At 48.1% G+C, this 16,948-nt stretch carries 12 protein-coding genes; 8 read left to right on the top strand and 4 right to left on the bottom strand.

The annotated features are described in order from the left end of the window. Positions 1-133: 133 nt before the first annotated feature. Complete coding sequence (locus tag GC130_RS22385) at positions 134-2,995, top strand: pitrilysin family protein (RefSeq protein ID WP_152000594.1); 2,862 nt, start codon at positions 134-136, stop codon at positions 2,993-2,995. Between the two features lie 220 nt (positions 2,996-3,215). Here GC130_RS22385 and GC130_RS22380 read toward each other — a convergent pair whose 3' ends face one another. The 3 genes from GC130_RS22380 to GC130_RS22370 form a co-directional block, all read right to left on the bottom strand. Then, the gene (locus tag GC130_RS22380) at positions 3,216-4,415 is read right to left on the bottom strand and encodes a PepSY domain-containing protein (RefSeq protein WP_152000593.1); all 1,200 of its coding nucleotides are present in this window, start codon (positions 4,413-4,415) and stop codon (positions 3,216-3,218) included. 63 nt (positions 4,416-4,478) lie between these two features. After that, positions 4,479-5,696: a DUF4374 domain-containing protein gene (locus GC130_RS22375; RefSeq protein ID WP_152000592.1), complete on the bottom strand. Its 1,218-nt coding sequence runs from the start codon at positions 5,694-5,696 to the stop codon at positions 4,479-4,481. Positions 5,697-5,734: 38 nt separating this feature from the next. Beyond that, on the bottom strand, positions 5,735-8,122 hold the full coding sequence (locus tag GC130_RS22370; RefSeq protein ID WP_226940580.1) for a TonB-dependent receptor: 2,388 nt from the start codon (positions 8,120-8,122) through the stop codon (positions 5,735-5,737). Between the two features lie 441 nt (positions 8,123-8,563). On the opposite strand from GC130_RS22370, the gene GC130_RS22365 reads away from it, so the two are divergent. After that, positions 8,564-9,199, top strand: coding sequence for a hypothetical protein (locus tag GC130_RS22365; protein WP_152000591.1), 636 nt, complete (start codon positions 8,564-8,566; stop codon positions 9,197-9,199). A gap of 6 nt (positions 9,200-9,205) precedes the next feature. Then, complete coding sequence (locus GC130_RS22360) at positions 9,206-9,760, top strand: dihydrofolate reductase family protein (protein WP_226940579.1); 555 nt, start codon at positions 9,206-9,208, stop codon at positions 9,758-9,760. Positions 9,761-9,882: 122 nt separating this feature from the next. On the opposite strand, the gene GC130_RS22355 is transcribed toward GC130_RS22360, so the two are convergent. Then, a complete protein-coding gene (locus GC130_RS22355; RefSeq protein ID WP_152000590.1) occupies positions 9,883-11,316 on the bottom strand; it encodes an ATP-binding protein in 1,434 nt (477 codons plus the stop codon). 550 nt (positions 11,317-11,866) lie between these two features. On the opposite strand from GC130_RS22355, the gene GC130_RS22350 reads away from it, so the two are divergent. The 5 genes from GC130_RS22350 to GC130_RS22330 all read left to right on the top strand — a co-directional run bounded on the left by GC130_RS22350 (position 11,867) and on the right by GC130_RS22330 (position 16,845). Next, positions 11,867-12,211: a hypothetical protein gene (locus GC130_RS22350; protein WP_152000589.1), complete on the top strand. Its 345-nt coding sequence runs from the start codon at positions 11,867-11,869 to the stop codon at positions 12,209-12,211. 39 nt (positions 12,212-12,250) lie between these two features. Continuing rightward, positions 12,251-13,057 carry a DUF2971 domain-containing protein gene (locus tag GC130_RS22345; protein WP_152000588.1) on the top strand — a complete coding sequence of 269 codons (807 nt, stop codon included), beginning with the start codon at positions 12,251-12,253 and terminating at the stop codon, positions 13,055-13,057. Positions 13,058-13,208: 151 nt separating this feature from the next. Continuing rightward, positions 13,209-14,558 (top strand): DEAD/DEAH box helicase, encoded by a 1,350-nt coding sequence (locus tag GC130_RS22340; RefSeq protein ID WP_152000587.1) that lies wholly within the window; start codon positions 13,209-13,211, stop codon positions 14,556-14,558. 287 nt (positions 14,559-14,845) lie between these two features. Then, the gene (locus GC130_RS22335; RefSeq protein ID WP_226940578.1) at positions 14,846-16,372 is read left to right on the top strand and encodes a sulfatase; all 1,527 of its coding nucleotides are present in this window, start codon (positions 14,846-14,848) and stop codon (positions 16,370-16,372) included. 74 nt (positions 16,373-16,446) lie between these two features. Continuing rightward, positions 16,447-16,845 carry a DUF6265 family protein gene (locus tag GC130_RS22330; RefSeq protein ID WP_152000586.1) on the top strand — a complete coding sequence of 133 codons (399 nt, stop codon included), beginning with the start codon at positions 16,447-16,449 and terminating at the stop codon, positions 16,843-16,845. Positions 16,846-16,948 lie beyond the last annotated feature (103 nt).

Genomic DNA, 16,948 nt, shown 5'->3' with positions numbered 1-16,948 from the left:
CCTGATTCAGGTTATTTTGCTTTCGAAAGCTTATTAGAACCACCGTTTTGTACTAAATTATATCCGCAACACTACTTTTCAGTAACCAAACGTTAAAGACTCAAATATTACTTTTTAACTGATCCATGTTCCAATGAAAAAACTGCTACTGCTCTGTCTTGCCATTTCGATGGCATTGACCTCTCAATCACAAACCAAGCTCATCGAAAAAGTAACCAAAACCGGTGATGAGCTGGTAATACCCTATGAAAAATACGAGCTGGCTAATGGCCTGACGCTGATCATTCACGAAGATCATTCCGATCCGCTGGTGCATGTCGACGTAACCTACCATGTGGGGTCGGCCCGGGAGGAACTCAACAAATCTGGGTTTGCACACTTCTTCGAACACATGATGTTCCAGGGCTCCGACAATGTTGCCGATGAAGAACATTTCAAAATTGTGACCGAATCGGGTGGCACGCTGAACGGGACCACCAACCGTGACCGAACCAACTATTTTGAAACCGCACCCAGCAACCAGCTGGAAACCATGCTTTGGCTGGAAGCTGACAGGATGGGCTTCTTCCTCGATGCGGTGACAACCAAAAAATTTGAAGTGCAGCGGGCAACCGTGAAGAATGAAAAAGGTCAGGGTGTGCTCAATGCCCCTTATGGCATGTGGAACGAAACAACCATTGCAGCGGTGTATCCCTACGGCCACCCTTATTCCTGGTCGACCATTGGATTGCTTGAAGACCTCGACCGGGCCAATTTAGATGACCTGAAGAACTTCTTCCTGCGGTGGTACGGCCCCAACAATGCTTCCCTTACTGTTGGGGGAGACGTTGATCCGAAAAAGGTGATTACCCTTGTTGAAAAGTATTTCGGGAGTATTCCGAGAGGGCCGGAAGTAGCAAAAATGAAGCTGGATGCCCCGGTGATTCCCGCCGACCGTTACATCTCGCATGTCGACAACAACATCCGCTTCCCGGCGTTGATGTTCACCTACCCTACTGTGCCCAATATGCACCCTGATGAGGCAGCGCTTGATTGCCTTTCGGAGATTTTAGGAACCGGTCAAAGTTCTTACTTCTTCAAAAAATTTGTATTGACCCAGAAAGCCATTCAGGCGTCGGTGTTCCATCCGGCGGCAGAGCTTTCAGGCGAGTTTACGATGTTTGTGCTGCCCTACCCCGGGCAGACGCTCTCCGGCTTTGAAACTGAAATGCGCCAGATACTGGACGAATTCGCCAAAAATGGTGTAAGCGAAGACGATCTGAAGAAATTCAAAGCCAACCAGGAGTCGAGCACCATCAACGGCCTGGCCAGCGTGAGCGGAAAGGTATCACAGCTGTCGAGGTACCAGTATGCATTCGGCAACCCCAATCTGGTCAAAAAAGACCTGCAGCGCTACCTTGACATTACGGCCGACGATGTGATGCGGGTATTCAACAAGTACATCTACAACAAGCCAGGCGTTATCCTCAGTTATCTGCCAAATGCTGAAACGGCTCCTGCCAAGCCCGACAATTTTGAGAAGCCAACAAGTGGCGTCAGCGCATTTCCAAAAACAGACTACACCGGTCTTACTTACAAGAAACCCACCAATGAGCCTTTCGATAGAAGCAAAAGACCTGTTTCTGGCCCAAGCCCGCTCGTAAAGGTGCCTGAGTTCTGGGAAACCAAATTCGATAATGGCATTAAGGTGATTGGAACAAAAAGCAATGAGATTCCTACCGTTGCTATTCAGTTGACGCTGGTAGGTGGCCACAAGTTCGATGCGGCCGACCCCAAGAAAAGCGGGTTGGCTCAGATCACGGCTTCCATGATGGATGAGTCAACGCAAAACTATTCAGCCGAAGCCATGCAGGAAGAGCTGCGGAAAATTGGCAGCAGCATTAATATTTATGCCAACCGGACTTCAACAGTAGTCAGTATCAACACACTGAAGAAGAACCTCGACAAAACGCTACAACTTGCGGAGGAAAAACTCCTGCGACCAGGCTTCCAGCAAGTAGACTTTGACAGGGTGATCAAGCAACAAATGGAAGGCATCATTGCCAGTCAGAAGGATCCCTCAGCCATTGCGGGCCAGGTGTTTGACCGGTTGCTATACGGCGACGAGCATATTTATTCAGTGCCAACATCCGGGATAGAGGAAACGGTCGCCAACATTACACTTGACGATGTGAAGGCTTTCTACGACAAGTACTACTCTCCCAACCTGGGCGAGCTGGTGATTGTAGGAGATGTTGATCAAAAGGAGATTCTGCCAAAGTTGGGCTTCCTGAAAAGTTGGCCCAACAAAAAAGTGGCGCTACCCACACTTCCACCGGCCAAACCGGGCGACAAAACCAGGATTTATCTGGTGGACAAGCCCAATGCACCGCAATCACAGATTCGGGTGGGCTATATGACCGACCTGAAATACGACGCTACTGGTGATTACTTCAAATCGTACCTGATGAACTATCCGCTGGGAGGCGCTTTCAACAGCCGCATCAACCTGAACTTGAGAGAAGACAAGGGCTGGACGTATGGTGCCGGTGCTTATTTCAGTTCTACAGAAGACCCGGGGCCCTATCAGGCCTATGCGGGGGTGTTGGCAACAGCTACCGACAGTGCCGTGGTGGAATTTATGAAAGAGATCACTGACTATCGGGAAAAAGGCATTACCGACGATGAACTTGCCTTTATGAGAAACTCCGTAGGGCAGCGTGACGCCAGAAGCTATGAAACACCGGGTCAGAAGGCGGGCTTCTTGCGGACAATCGCTCATTACAACCTCGACAAGAGCTATGTCGATCAGCAAACCAAGATCATCAATACCATTTCGAAAGATGAGATCAATAAGCTGGCAAAAAAATACCTCGACGACGACAGTATTTATATCCTCGTTGTTGGCGACGGCGCCACCAACCGGGAAAAGCTGGAGCAGCTAGGCTACGAAGTGGTGGAGCTTGATGCCAAAGGGGATGTTATTGACAAAAATTCGATCAAAGTAGATAAATAGCAGACATCAAAAAGACCTAAAAAGAAGAGGTTGTCTCAAAAGTCCTCAATGGATGTCAGGTTGAGCTTGTCGAAACCTTGTTAACAGCACTAATGTGCATTTCGACAGGCTCAATGTGACATCGTAAGTAGCTAACTGGACTTTTGAGACAGCCTCTTCTTTTTTCTTTTGAACCCAACCGTTTGCAAACTCTTCATTTTTTTGCTTGGTCGTATATTGGCTAAAGCCGAACCTTTTCCCGCTTTTTCGATTTCTTCTTTTTGTTCAACCACACCATAAACCCGGTGACTGGCAAGCTCGCACAAATCAAACTAACAAAGAAAGCCAGTATTTTTCCGGGCAAACCCAATGCCACCCCCACGTGCATATCGTAGTTCAGCATAGCCAGCTGATCGGCAAAGCCTGCTTCCACAAATCTGTCTCCCTGCATGCGGTAAGGCTCCAGCGTATACCGATCGTAGTAGTAGGTGTTTTGGTTATAGAATGATCCTTCATCCTGATAGGCAATTAGCTCAATCGCATCGTCTTCATCACGAAGGATAGGTGTCATATACCACCCCTGTGCATCAGGCTCCAGCGCCACGGCTTTGTACCAGGCTCGATCTAATGGTGAAATGCTATCATTATGTTGTACGAGGCCAGCCTTCGATACATCGGAGTGAGGGTGACTGTGCTCGGGTCGGCTCTCTCCTCCCGATGTCACATAATAGAGTCCATCGGCAAACCACTCAAAGCTGTACACCAGGCCTGTGATGCCCAGCACCAGTGCCAATATCAGGCTGTAGAAGCCCACCACATTGTGTAAGTCGTAGTTAACCCGCTTAAAACTTGCATTCCATCTTATCGTGAGCCCCTTTTTCATTTCTGCCTTCTTTCTGTTTTTAGGCCACCACATGACCAGACCAGTCACGAGCAAAACCAGAAAGACCAAAGTGGCAACGCCAACAATCGGTCGGCCAATCTCATAGGGCAGCCAGAGTGCCCGGTGCCCATCGATGATAAATCGAAAAAAATCAAACTGCCCGTTGCCAATGGTTTGCTGCTTTTTTAGAAACGCAGCCGAATAGGGGTTCATAAAAACGACAGTAAAGCTGCGCTTTCCCTCTTCAAAAGAGGAAAAACCAACTGCCGCAGCGCCCTCTCTGGTAGCATAGGTCAAGCCTGTAGGCTTTGCACCTGGCGTATAGGCCTGTGCGGTGTCGAGCAGCTGACTGGGAGGAACATAAGGTTGATCCTGCGTCTCTACAAAACGCCATGGTTCCAGCGCATCTTTAATGTCTTGCTGAAAAACATAGATGCACCCGGTAAGGCTCACCACCAAAACAATAATCCCGGAAACTAGCCCCAGCCAGAGGTGAAGCCAATCGTTAAGCCGGCGGATGGTACTTTTGTTTTTAGCCTTGCCTTTCTTGTTTTTCATCGACAGTCAGATCAGTAACAACCACCGGCCTGGTGGGCAGACCGGTGGTTTGCAGTTCAAATATTATAGTTTGAAGAATCCAGCGACGAAGTTGGCTTCTACTTCAGCGCCTTTGGTAGCCGTGAAGTTTTTTACATCCATTTTGTACACGAAGATGCCCGTGTCCTCCGGAACACACATGTATACAAAATCACCATCGTGCACGGCTGCCAGTCGGCGACCCTGCCCTGCATGCTCAGGCACTCCGCTGATGTAGGTGACGGTTTTAGCGTAAAGGTCGATCACCGCCGACTGCAGAGGGCCGTCAGACCATCTTGCCTGGTCAGCACGATCTGTCATATTGATTTCGGCGAAAGCCTTGCCATCGCCAAGGTACATGAGGTGGGCAGTGGTTTTGCCGTCAGTCAGCTCCTCAATGTCAAGAAAGTACTCCTCGTCGAAGGCTGTCGATCCTTTCTCGATTTTAAGGATACCTGCGCTCTTCGTTGTTTGGCTATAGCCATTGGCAGGATTAGAATGCGACAAAGCGTACACATCTCCTTTTTCGTCTTTGATCAAACCTGCCTTTACGTTGAAACCGCCAATAGGCCCAACCCTTGAGTCGGTCATTATTTTCTGAAACTCGAAGCCTGGGTAAGAATACACTGCTACTTCCGCTTGCTCGGTAGAAGGCGTGTTGTAGGTAGTCGGGTCGCTGACATAGTACGCCAGGTACAGAAAGTCACCACTGATTCTCATGCCCCCGTAGGCAGCGGAATACTCGGAAACCAGGTCGGACACAGGACGTGATACGGTTGATTTCACAGTTACCGAATTGATGTCAATGGTATGGAATTTTACCTGATCAGAAGCTGCCGAAAGCTCCAGGGCCACCAAAGTATTATCGTCCGCTTTGATTATGTCCGACAGGCTGTTAACAAAGGAAATATCGCCAACCTGTTCCAAAGAGCCATCTTCATTTTTCGAGATGCCCACTACATTCACATCGTCAAGGCCACCAATGCTGTAGATGGTGCTGCCAATTTGGGTAAAGTCGTAGTAGCCTGGCTGCTCAATGCCCTGGCCTACGGCCGAAAGTGAGCCTGTCATTACGTCGCTGAAAGGCACAGAATAGTAAGTGAATCCATTGTCGCTGCCCTGAATCGCCAGCGATACCACAAACGGGCTCTCTGTTTCTTCCGGTTCGGGATCGTCCGACCCACCGCATCCTGTGAAGAAAATGGCCGCACATAAGATCAGCGCCGGCATAGCCCATAACTTGAATTGATTTTTAGAAAACATATCCACTTGTTTTGATTATTTGTGTTTGTTGAAATTGATTAAAGTGTATACCTGAGTTTCAGGTAGAATGCCCTTCCCGGTTTCTGCAAATAGTATTTGTCGTACAGCCTGGCATTGGCCAGATTCCGGCATTCCAGCGAAATATTGTATTTGCTCTCTCTGAGACTTAAAGACAGCTCCACATCGTGGGAAGCCTGTTGCGGAATAATTTTCTTTGTGTCCATCGAGCCCAGCTCAGCCCAGCTCAGGAAATACTTCTGAACGAAATTGAAATAGTAATTCGCATTCAAAGAAGACCCCTTGCCTGTCACGTTTTGAAATGTTAAACCAGCATGGGCATGACCAAAAAAGTAAGGAGTGTTGGGGAGCCTGTATCCCTTTTGGAAATTCCTTTGGTAGCCTGTGTTGGTGTAAGACTCATTGTACACCGAATCGGCCTGGTCGGTGATGTCCTGAAAGGTGACATTTCCACCCACCCTCAACAGCTTTTTCCACTGGTAGCTCACGCTGCCTTCCATACCGACCACCTTCGTTTGGGCCAGGTTCTCGTAATACGTTTCCGGGCTGGCCACTCTCACCACCTGGTAGATCAGGTCCTTCGACTCCCGATAAACGAAGCTGCTCTCAAGCATGAGCTGGTGATGGCGCTTAACTGTGAACTGGTAGGCAGCTCCCAGGTTCAGGTTGTCGCTCTGCTCCGGACCCAGGTCGGGATTAGGCTGTACAAACAGACCATCACCGAAAATCTCGGTGGCCCAGGGCATGCGGTAGGTGTGTTCGTAGGAAACTTTCATTTGTAACCGGGGCACTAAGAAATAAGTACTGGCCATCCCATAGCCCAGGTTTTGTTTTTTGCTTTCAGTGGCCTCGGTCCGCTGGGTCGGTAGCCCAAAGTCAAACTGTTTGCTTGTGGCAGCATGCAGCAAATACGCCTTGCCAAATAATGTCGTACTCCACTTTTCGCTGGCGTCGAATTTGTAAGCCAGCCCCATCACCTGCTTGTTGATGGATTTGGGGAATTGGTTCTCAATCCTATCAGGGTTTTCCTTGTCAAACACCTCCCTTTCGAAATGAGAAAAAGAACGGTTAAAGGCCAGCGAATGCCTGGTATTGATGGTATAGCCGGCGTTGACCTGACTGTTGAACTCACCGTCGGTCAGCGTGGTAAAAGTGCGGGACAACTCTCCATCGTTGGAATTGGGAGTATAGATCGCCTCGCCCAGCCAGTTGTAAGTCACTCCCCTCAGTGTGTCGACCACCTGGCTTTTTGTAGCGTTAAAAGCGCTGTTCACACTCAGGTTAAAGCCGTTTATCAACAGGTTCTCTTTGCTGTATTTCAAAGAAGGAATCACCGACTGACTGTTTCTTACGATGCCGCCATACACGCTGTTCATAGTGGCTCCGGTTTGCACTTCCTTGTCGTTGCCCGCCACCATCATTCCCAACAGCAGGTTGTCGGCATAAGGTTTATTGACAACCCCGGTTTCCAGCTTCACCGTACCGGAGCGGTACTGGTCGTGAAACCTTCGCACATTGGCAGAATCTACAATATTGTTTCCCTCTTTGATGGGAACCCACACTTTGTAGCTGTTGTCGGAGTAGTTGATATTGGCATTTCCCCTAACGGTAAAGCCACTTTGCGGATGCGTATAGGCCCCATTCAGCGATACCAAATGTGTATTGAATGATCCCAGGGAATAAGACGCATCTATAAAGTTGTGGCGCTTGTTCGATACGATGTTCACCGCACCACCAAGTGCATCGGTACCAAGCCACACTGGCACCACGCCTTTGTAAACCTCTATGCGCTCGATGGTATTGACGGGGATGTTATTCAGGCTAAGAGAGGAGCCATAGTTGTCCATAGGGATACCGTCCAGGAAGAACTTTACCTGGTCGCCCGAAAATCCATTGAGTGTAAAGCTTAGGTTGGAGCCAACACCACCATCTTCCCTGGCCCTCACGCCCGGCACACGGTTGAGCACCTCTTTGGCATTGGAAGTGCTGTTGTATAAATTTTTCGTATTTATTACCGACACGGCATAGGGCAGCTCACGAACTTCGGTACTTTCCGATTTGCCTACTACTTCTACGTTATCAAGCTCAAAGCTTACTTCCTCAAGGAGGATGTCGAACTTCAGGCGTTGATCTGCGGCCAATCTTACCTCCTTTTCAAACCCCTCAAACCCTAACAGATGGGCCTGAAGCACGTAGGTGCCAGCAGGAATATTGACGATTTCGAAACTACCATCCACACTTGTAATAGTACCTGCGGTAGTCCCTTTCAACAGCACACTAGCCCCGATCAGCTTTTCGCCAACGGTAGAAGTGACCTTGCCAGTGATGGTAGCATTACCTTCCGACGCCTGGCCCAACACGACCTGCGCATAACAAGATATCATCCATATAAGTACCAGCCTCGCCATCCTTGATTTACCTTATTATTATTTAGACTTATTACAAATAATGGCAAATGTAAGAGACAAACCCGAAACACGAAAATGATAGAAACTAATTGTGGGAATTATTTTCTCTGTTCATGATTTGCGGAAAATGGGACCTTTCAATGGTCTTTGGCTGGCAAAAAGGAAAATGTGGTGATCAGCGTAAGTTAGACCACCGCTTGAAAAACATCCCGGCGACGGTATTGGTGTTCTTTTAAATATACTTGTGGCTTCCCCGCACATCAACTTATCTGCATTTCTATTTCTTCCTGACGGCGTCGGTGTCTTCGCCAGTCACTGCGCTGGACAGATTTTGCCGGAAAAATGAAACCCGAGCGCAAAGAATGTTTATTTTAGTTACATGAAAGCCAACTGGCGGATGAACCGTTAGCATTGGCATTTTTGCAACTTACCCGCTATGTCATGAAAGCTGTAAAGTATTTTTTCTCTGCCGCCTGTTATCTTTTGTTGAGTTCCGCTATTGCTCAGCCTAAGAGCTTTGAACTCAGTAACCCTGACGCCATCATGCTCAACGATCAGGCTTTAGTTACTTTGACCGGTGGCTACTGGAGGGTATTTGAAGATGCTACCGAGAACAAAGGCCACACACTTCCCTCGCCAATGAATGTTTCGCTGAGCTATTATCCCAACGGAAAGTTTTTTTACAATGGATCCTTCGGCAGTTGGAAAGTGATCGACGACAAGTATATCGAGCATACGTTTGACGACACGGCCGATCAGGACAAGCTTAACTTCGGGGGAATATTTTCGCTGACTGAACTGAGCAGCACCTCACTCACGCTCACCAAGCTCCTCACAACCACGCACGACATGAAGCGGACGCTGCAAGCGAAATCCTCCACAGTTTTGACTAAGTCACGCCAGCTGGGCAATGGCCTTCCCTATATGTACGAGGGCAAACTTGACCAGGAAACCGTCGATTCGCTCAGCACGATGAGTGCTGAAGAGCTTTTTAATGCTGGCTTTACCCTTAGCGGCAACAGTATTCATATTTTCTCCACAGACTCCATTTATGTGATACGGCTAAAGGCCAAATAGAAAGTAATGACCACCACCCCGTCCAAAGTCACCCTACACATGGTCTCCAGCCTCGACGGCTTTATTGCGAGAAAAGACAACGACGTGTCGTGGATTGAAACGCCTGATACATATGAAAAGGGTATCGACCTAACCGACGACCAAATAACAACTTTTCTCGAAGGCATCGACTGCTATGTAATGGGCTCCAAAACCTATGAACACGCCCTGGCATTGGGCTGGCCTTATGGCCACAAACCGGTAATGGTACTGACCAGTCGACCGATGATGTCTGCACGGGTAAATGTAAAATTCCATGCGGGAGATATCGAAAAGCTGGTGACTGATCAACTGAAACCTCGCTATAAAAACATTTGGGTAGTGGGCGGCACTACTGTTGCCAAAGACTTCCTCCGGGCCAGGCTGGTTTACGAAATTATAGTAACCGTGAAATCTATGCTATTGGGAGCAGGGCTCCTGTTCTTTGACTACATCGGCATAGAGCAGCCCCTGCACCTCAAGGACGTGACGACTTATAAGAATGGCATGGTGGAGCTGTGGTACGAGGTGAAGAGAAATTAACATGCACCCGCTCTTCGGAATTTGAAATTCCGAAGGTCTATCATAGGGTCTGTGACCCGACCAAAACACCCCAACCAGGTTGGAATCTCGTCGTAGCCCTTCAAATCCAAGAGCGCCCGATTTTATCCACCCTTCATTTTCAAAGTATTCTTGCCAACGGTATAAGCATAAGTAGCTGCCGGAAAATAGTGCAGATTAACTCCGTCAACCTCTTTGCTTCCTTCCTTATCGATGGTGGTCACCAGCACATGTTTCAGGCCGTTTTCGGCACTGAACTTCAGCAGACTTTTCAAGGCTCTGGGCTTTTCGAAGTACCTGTTCGACCACTTCACCTCCAGCGCCCACAGCGGCTCAAACTTAGCCTCCGACAGAGCAACCAAATCCACTTCCCCATTTTGCCACCTGGCATACCAGGGAGTGAACCAATCACGGTGCATCCATTGGGCATAAATCGCCGTTTCCACCATGTTGCCAATCATATCGTCGGTGGCGGACATCGGCGAGAACAAAGCCGCCCGAAGGGATGGGTTGGTGAGATACATCTTGAAAAAGTTATCCCGCTGAAACCTCTTGGCATCCTGGCCCACCCTTTTGACCGTCTTGATCAAAAACGCCGACTCCAAATACTCGATATAGGTCTTGATCGTTTGCTTCTTCACGCCTCCCGATTCTTTGCTCAGCGTCTCCAGCGAAAACTCGTTGCCAGTATTGTACGCAATGGTGGTAAACAGTGAATTCAACTCCTGCACATCCCGAATGCCATACAAACTTGGCAAATCCCTCAGCAGCACCTTGTCGATCACATCCTGCCTGATAAACCGACCCGGATTGGCTTGAATCTTCTCAGAAAAAATGACTTCCGGATAGCCTCCAAAATTCATGTAGTCAATAAAATGTTTATTGAGCTCCTCAATATGGGTGGTAGAATAGAAGTCGATATCAGCCCCCCGCCAGTCTACTTTTGAAGGCCTGATTAAATTTTCCAGCCCTTTCAAATGGATGTACTCATTGAAGGTGAGCGGCGGAAGCAGGAAATCGGTAAACCGGCCCGCCCCGCTTTCCAAGCTCTTGTACTTTAATGCCGCTGCCGCTGAGCCCGACGCTATGAATTTGCATGTCCTATAGCTATCGACCAGCGACTTAAGGTGAACCTCCCAGTTTTTCAGGTATTGAACCTCATCGAAGAACACATAAAGACCAGACAGCTCTTCCTGGCCAGCTGCCGTCATGGCGTACTGCAGCATTTGCTCCAGCCCTACATCTAGATAAACAGGGCTTTCCACCGTAATAAAGATGATCTTATCGGCGGGAACACCTGAAGCAATCAAATCCTGCACGGTATGATACAGCATGACTGTTTTGCCCACCCGCCGTGGCCCCATCAATATCAGGGCCCTGCGCACCTCCGTTTCGTAGGCCAGCGTTTTGAACAGGCCGAAATACAGCCTCCTGGGCATCTCGTTATAGAAATCCTCGATCGCCCCGGTAACCCACCATGGGTTCTCAAACTTGAGGCGTTCAATGATCTGCTTCTCCGATACAGAGCTCAAAGCCATACTAGTTGTCTATTTTTTCATAAATAAGAGCATTATAAAGGTATTATTTACAAATTTATTTATAAATAAGGTATTTTCACAATATTTTCAGGCTTAAAATGAGGAAGGGATTGGCGTGCTCTCCCTGTTCCCTTTAAATTGAGGCTTTAACAGAAGTCGGAATAGCCTTCAATTGAAATCGTGGAAATTTAGATAGCGGTTGGTGGAAGCTTGAACTGAAAACCACCTTATTTAGCATGGTCACGAATCAATTACTTTAAATGTCGGCGTGCTCCCTTAATTGGGATTCTTAGTCCAAAAACCCTATTATGGCGTCTTTGACCTCATATACACACTTATCAATGGTAGTTAACAGACAAATTAAAGACTGATGAGTCAAGAAGATTTATGCAAATATTGGGCTGGAGGCTTCAATTTTGATCGTGCTCACCTCACGAGAAACAAAGTCATAACACAGACATACAAACTGCTAATGCACTTTACTCAGACCCGGAAAAATTTCAGAGTCGGGTGCTATCTAATGTATAATTCTGTCAGTAGATTTTACAACTTGAGTCAATTGATTCCCTCGTTCGACACCTTTGCCGATGTAGCAGAAAATGACAAAAAGGTACTAAAGGATTCTTACCCAGGATTCATCAAGGATATTATTGGCCCAACATTTCAAGAGCAGGTAGAAAAAGTATGGAGGTTAAAATATCCTATCTGCTTTGAGTTCACTTCAAAAACGTTCTTAGGTGAGGTGTTTGGCTACGATTTTAAAAGTGCTTTAACCTTAGAAATCTCTCCGGAAAAAATCATCAAACTGGAGGGAGGGTCTCTTGGATCTTTCTGCCTTACTACCGAAAGTTTTCTTATGGAAATAGCCTATGGGAATCAGATTTTGGTCAAATAAGGCACAATTCCAAATTTTATAACAAAGACATTAAACGACATGGGCGAAGTCATTTATAAATTCTTTAGAACAAATGAGTATCTGTTCGACACCATAATAAGTAACCAGCTATATTTTTCTTCAATTAAACAGTTTAATGACCCGTATGACTGTCATCTAACCGTCGGAGAGGAGATTCCAATCGAAAGTTTTGAAACCCATATCAATACGCTACATGACAAGGAAGAAGATCGGTTAAAACACTTAAAGGCATTCAAAAAAGACCCTCACACATATACCCAACGTTATATTGATTGCTTTAACCAAATTCTCAATTACTATGGGATTTGCTGTTTCAGCAGGACAAAACATGAGCTCTTACTATGGAGCCATTATACGGACAGTCATAAGGGGGTAGCACTAGGATTTGACTATGAACTTCTCAAAAAAAAATACCTACAATTTGATGAAGTGGACTATGACGACAACCCATATGTATTTGATATAAATGACATCAATCATTCGATTGCAAGGACAATTCTTCGAAAATCTACCAACTGGAAATATGAAAAGGAAATCAGATTCATAATGGAAAGAAGTAAAAGTGTAGCTTTTGATATGTCTGCCCTAGTCGAGGTCAATTTTGGTCTGCGATGTCCAAAAAGAACCTGCGTGAGCATTCATTATCTGATCAATAAATTAGGCTATAAAAATTGTAAGTTCTTAGAGTCGAATCTTAACACTTTAAAATATTCTTTAAACTTCAGTTCTGTTGATTTTGAAGCACTGAAGCAGGAAGTGTTAAATGAGTCAAAGGAAAAAAGGTTTAATGTAAACTTTAGTTTTAAGGACTTAATTGACGGTTAAAATGTAGAGAAGTCCACTCGTTTAATTTGCAATCTGCTCGGAGAAACCGAAGCCATATCATAGGGTCTGTGACCCGCACACCACCTCCCCCATTTTTTTACCTCGCCAATACTCCCGACTTTTGCAGTTCGTTTGATAAGTCGCACAACCCATGAATTCCTTCAGAGAACTCAACCTGTCCAATCCCCTCCTCAATGCCCTTGATGACCTGGGCTTTACCCAGCCTACCCCCATTCAGGAGAAGTCGTTTCCTGTCGTCCTCTCGGGCAAGAATGTGGTGGGCATTGCACAAACCGGTACGGGCAAAACCCTGGCCTATATGCTACCCCTACTTCGGGAACTGAAGTTTTCGAAGCAGGTACATCCCCGCATCCTTATACTGGTGCCCACCAGGGAACTGGTGTTGCAGGTGGTGGAGCAGGTAAACACCTACGCCAAATACATGAATGTTCGGGTGATGGGCGTATACGGCGGCACCAATATCAAAACACAGGCGCTGGCTGTAGCCCAGGGCATGGACATCCTGGTGGCCACCCCCGGCCGCATCTACGACCTGGCCATCAGCAAGGCAGTGCAGCTCAAAGAAATTAAGAAGCTGGTGATCGACGAAGTGGATGTGATGCTCGACCTGGGCTTCCGTTTTCAGCTTACCAACATGTTTGAGCTCATCCCCGAGCGCCGTCAAAACATCATGTTCTCCGCCACCATGACCGACGACGTGGAGGAGCTCATCAACGACAGCTTCATTGCTCCGGTCAAAATATCTATTGCCATCAGCGGTGCCCGCCTCGAAACCATCGAGCAAACGGCCTACCGGGTGCCCAACTTCCACACCAAAGCGAACCTGCTAAGTCACCTGCTGCGGGACAAAGACACCTTCCAGAAAGTGCTGGTGTTCGTTACCGGCAAAAAGAACGCAGACCTCCTCTACGACCTGCTGGAAGATCCTTATGCACCGGAAATGGGCATCATCCATACCGATAAGTCGCAGAACAATCGCATCAACGCCATTGAAGACTTCGATAGCGGCAGAAACCGCATCCTTATCGCCACCGACGTGATGGCACGTGGGTTGGACCTGGCCACGGTCAGCCATGTGGTGAGCTTTGACACGCCCAACTTCCCGGAAAACTATATCCACCGCATTGGCCGTACCGGACGGATGGAAGAAAAAGGCAACGCCATCCTTTTCTTCACCGACAGAGAGGAAGAACACAAGCTGGCCATTGAGGTGCTGATGCTGCATGAAATTGCCCAGGTGGAGATGCCGGAAGGCATTGAAATTTCGCACCAGCTATTGCCCGAAGAAAGGGCCAAAAGCGGTGACAACAAGAACCCGCACCGCAATGCCAAAAAAGACCTGGCAGGGCCAAGCTTCCATGAGAAGATAGCTAAGAACAAGAAGGTTAACCTGGGCGGCTCGTACAAGAGGGAAATCGTACTGAAATACACGAAGCCGAAGACCCGGGGGGATAAGTTTAAGAATAATAAGAGGAAGTAGGGAAGTACAGGATGGCAGGTAGAGGGATTTTTTATACCTTCAAGTGGGTTTGGGATGCCAATTCGTTGGGATGCCAAAACGATAAAAACCGCTTCACGTCACTCTGAGCTATTTTCGCCCGGCATCTGAGGGTTGGAAAATTGCGTCGGAGTCCCCCGGGGAGATTCCTACGCCTGGCTCCCGCACTCCCTGCCCGGAGGCTCTGAATGACGGTTTTTATTGTTTTGGCATCAGTACCTTTTCCAACACTAAATCTATCTACTTGAACTTATAACCTAGGTAATTACGTGAAACAATCCATTCTCACCGCCCTTTCAATCGTCTTCCTCGCCATTGGCTGCACACCTGATTCGCAGCCCGCCAAAGAGGCGTCTGCCGTCAATCAACCCAACGTCCTCTTCCTGATTGCCGACGACTGGTCGTTTCCACATGCTGGCATTTATGGAGATCCCGTGGTGCGCACACCTACCTTCGACCGCATTGCCAGGGAAGGTGCCTTGTTTCAAAATGCTTATACGGCAGCGCCCAGCTGCTCGCCATCCAGAGCGGCGATCTTAACAGGTCGCTTTCCGCACCAGCTGGAGTCGGCTGGCAACTTATGGTCGGTGTTTCCAAAGAAGTTTGCGAACTGGGTCACGATTCTGGATGAGAATGGCTATTTCACGGGTAAAACAAGGAAAGGCTGGGGGCCCGGCGACTTCAAAGCAGGCGGCTATACCGACAACCCAGCCGGAAAAGATTTTGCCTCCTTTGAGGAATTCTTTGCTCAGAAGCCTGCTGGCACGCCGTTCTCTTTTTGGTTTGGCAGCACAGATCCGCACCGGGACTACGTACCCAACACAGGCATACAAACCGGCATGTCGCTGGACGACGTCATTGTGCCGGCTTTTCTGCCCGACCTACCCTGCGTGAGGAACGACATTCTCGACTACTACTTCGAGGTGGAGCGCTTCGACAGAGAAAGTGGCCGTATCCTCAGAATGCTGGAGGAAGCCGGTGAGCTCGACAATACCATTGTGGTGATGACCAGCGACAATGGGATGCCCTTTCCCAGGGGCAAAGCAAACTTGTATGAATATGGCGCTCACATGCCCTTAGCGATGCGCTTTCCCTCCAAAATAGCCGAGGGCACAGTGGTCACTGAGTTCACAAACGCTGTGGATTTTGCGCCTACTTTCGTGGAAGCTGCTGGGTTAGACGCCAGCATGTTCACCTCGGGCAGCAGCTTGTGGCCACTTTTAGCTGGCACTGACAGCAAAGACAGAAGTCGGGGGTTTTCGGAAAGAGAACGCCATGCCAACGTGCGGGTTGGCGACCTCAGCTACCCCAGCCGCAGTGTGAGAACGGAGCAATACCTTTACATCAAAAACTTCATGCCCGACAGGTGGCCAGCTGGCGACCCCACCACCTATCAGTCGGTGGGGCAATATGGCGATGTAGACAACTCCATCACCAAATACCTGATAATGGCCATGGAAGGCAAAACTGCAGAAACCAGACCGGACTATTTCAACCTGACCTTTGCGAAGCGGCAGCCAGAAGAACTCTACGACATCAAAAAAGATCCCTTCCAACTGCACAATCTGGCACTTGACCCGGAGTACCGATCGACCATGAGCAGCCTGCAGGCTGACCTGCAGCAGTGGATGGAGTCTACCGGCGACTTGAGAGCAACCGATCCATTGACGAGCTATTGGGACACCGTTCTCTACACTCCCAATTACCAGTTCCATGATTTTGATCTTGCTGAAGGCATCGACGGCTACGCCATAGCACCTCCCTTTACTAAAGAGGAGATTCCCTGTCTGGAGTAGAGAAAAAATGAGATAATTGTCCATTGTCAGCACTTGAGTCTGTCTATACCCTAGAACCTCTAAAGGAACAATGTATGAAAACAACTATCACAACGATCATCTGCCTTTTCTTTCTCACGCCTTACGTTTCCGCAGGCAATGAACCTGCACCTTTCAACATCAACGACTACGCCTGGCTGGCTGGCCGATGGACGGGCGATGGCTTTGGCGGCACCTCGGAAGAAATATGGTCACCACCCTCAGCTGACGGCACCATGATGGGCGTGTACCGCCACCACAATGCCGATGGCAGCCTCAACTTCTACGAGTTTATGGTGCTGAACAAAACAGGCCTCCGTCTCAAGCACTTTACGCCTGAACTGGTGGGTTGGGAAACAAAAGAAAACTATATCACTTTTGAAATGGTGTCGTTCACCAAAGACAAAATCGAGCTAAAGGGCCTTGTGTTTCCTGACTTCCGCACTTTTTTATAAGATTATCGAAAATCCTCAATTAAGTTAAAATAGAGGGGTTTTTGACGGTGTCTTGGGTGTCCCAGAGAGGCTTTTGCTAGCTTTATGCATGTTCATACGCCAA

Origin of the sequence: Imperialibacter sp. EC-SDR9 (assembly GCF_902498805.1) — a bacterium.
In the GTDB taxonomy this organism is placed as follows: domain Bacteria; phylum Bacteroidota; class Bacteroidia; order Cytophagales; family Cyclobacteriaceae; genus Imperialibacter.
This window is presented reverse-complemented; position numbering and strand designations above follow the sequence as displayed.

Excerpts from the sequence above, each read along its gene's own strand:
- GC130_RS22370 (WP_226940580.1), bottom strand. The coding sequence starts at position 8,122 with ATGGCGAGGCTGGTACTTATATGGATGATATCTTGTTATGCGCAGGTC.
- GC130_RS22365 (WP_152000591.1), top strand. The coding sequence starts at position 8,564 with ATGAAAGCTGTAAAGTATTTTTTCTCTGCCGCCTGTTATCTTTTGTTG.
- GC130_RS22385 (WP_152000594.1), top strand. The coding sequence starts at position 134 with ATGAAAAAACTGCTACTGCTCTGTCTTGCCATTTCGATGGCATTGACC.
- GC130_RS22345 (WP_152000588.1), top strand. The coding sequence starts at position 12,251 with ATGGGCGAAGTCATTTATAAATTCTTTAGAACAAATGAGTATCTGTTC.
- GC130_RS22360 (WP_226940579.1), top strand. The coding sequence starts at position 9,206 with ATGACCACCACCCCGTCCAAAGTCACCCTACACATGGTCTCCAGCCTC.
- GC130_RS22355 (WP_152000590.1), bottom strand. The coding sequence starts at position 11,316 with ATGGCTTTGAGCTCTGTATCGGAGAAGCAGATCATTGAACGCCTCAAG.
- GC130_RS22380 (WP_152000593.1), bottom strand. The coding sequence starts at position 4,415 with ATGAAAAACAAGAAAGGCAAGGCTAAAAACAAAAGTACCATCCGCCGG.
- GC130_RS22375 (WP_152000592.1), bottom strand. The coding sequence starts at position 5,696 with ATGTTTTCTAAAAATCAATTCAAGTTATGGGCTATGCCGGCGCTGATC.
- GC130_RS22330 (WP_152000586.1), top strand. The coding sequence starts at position 16,447 with ATGAAAACAACTATCACAACGATCATCTGCCTTTTCTTTCTCACGCCT.
- GC130_RS22340 (WP_152000587.1), top strand. The coding sequence starts at position 13,209 with ATGAATTCCTTCAGAGAACTCAACCTGTCCAATCCCCTCCTCAATGCC.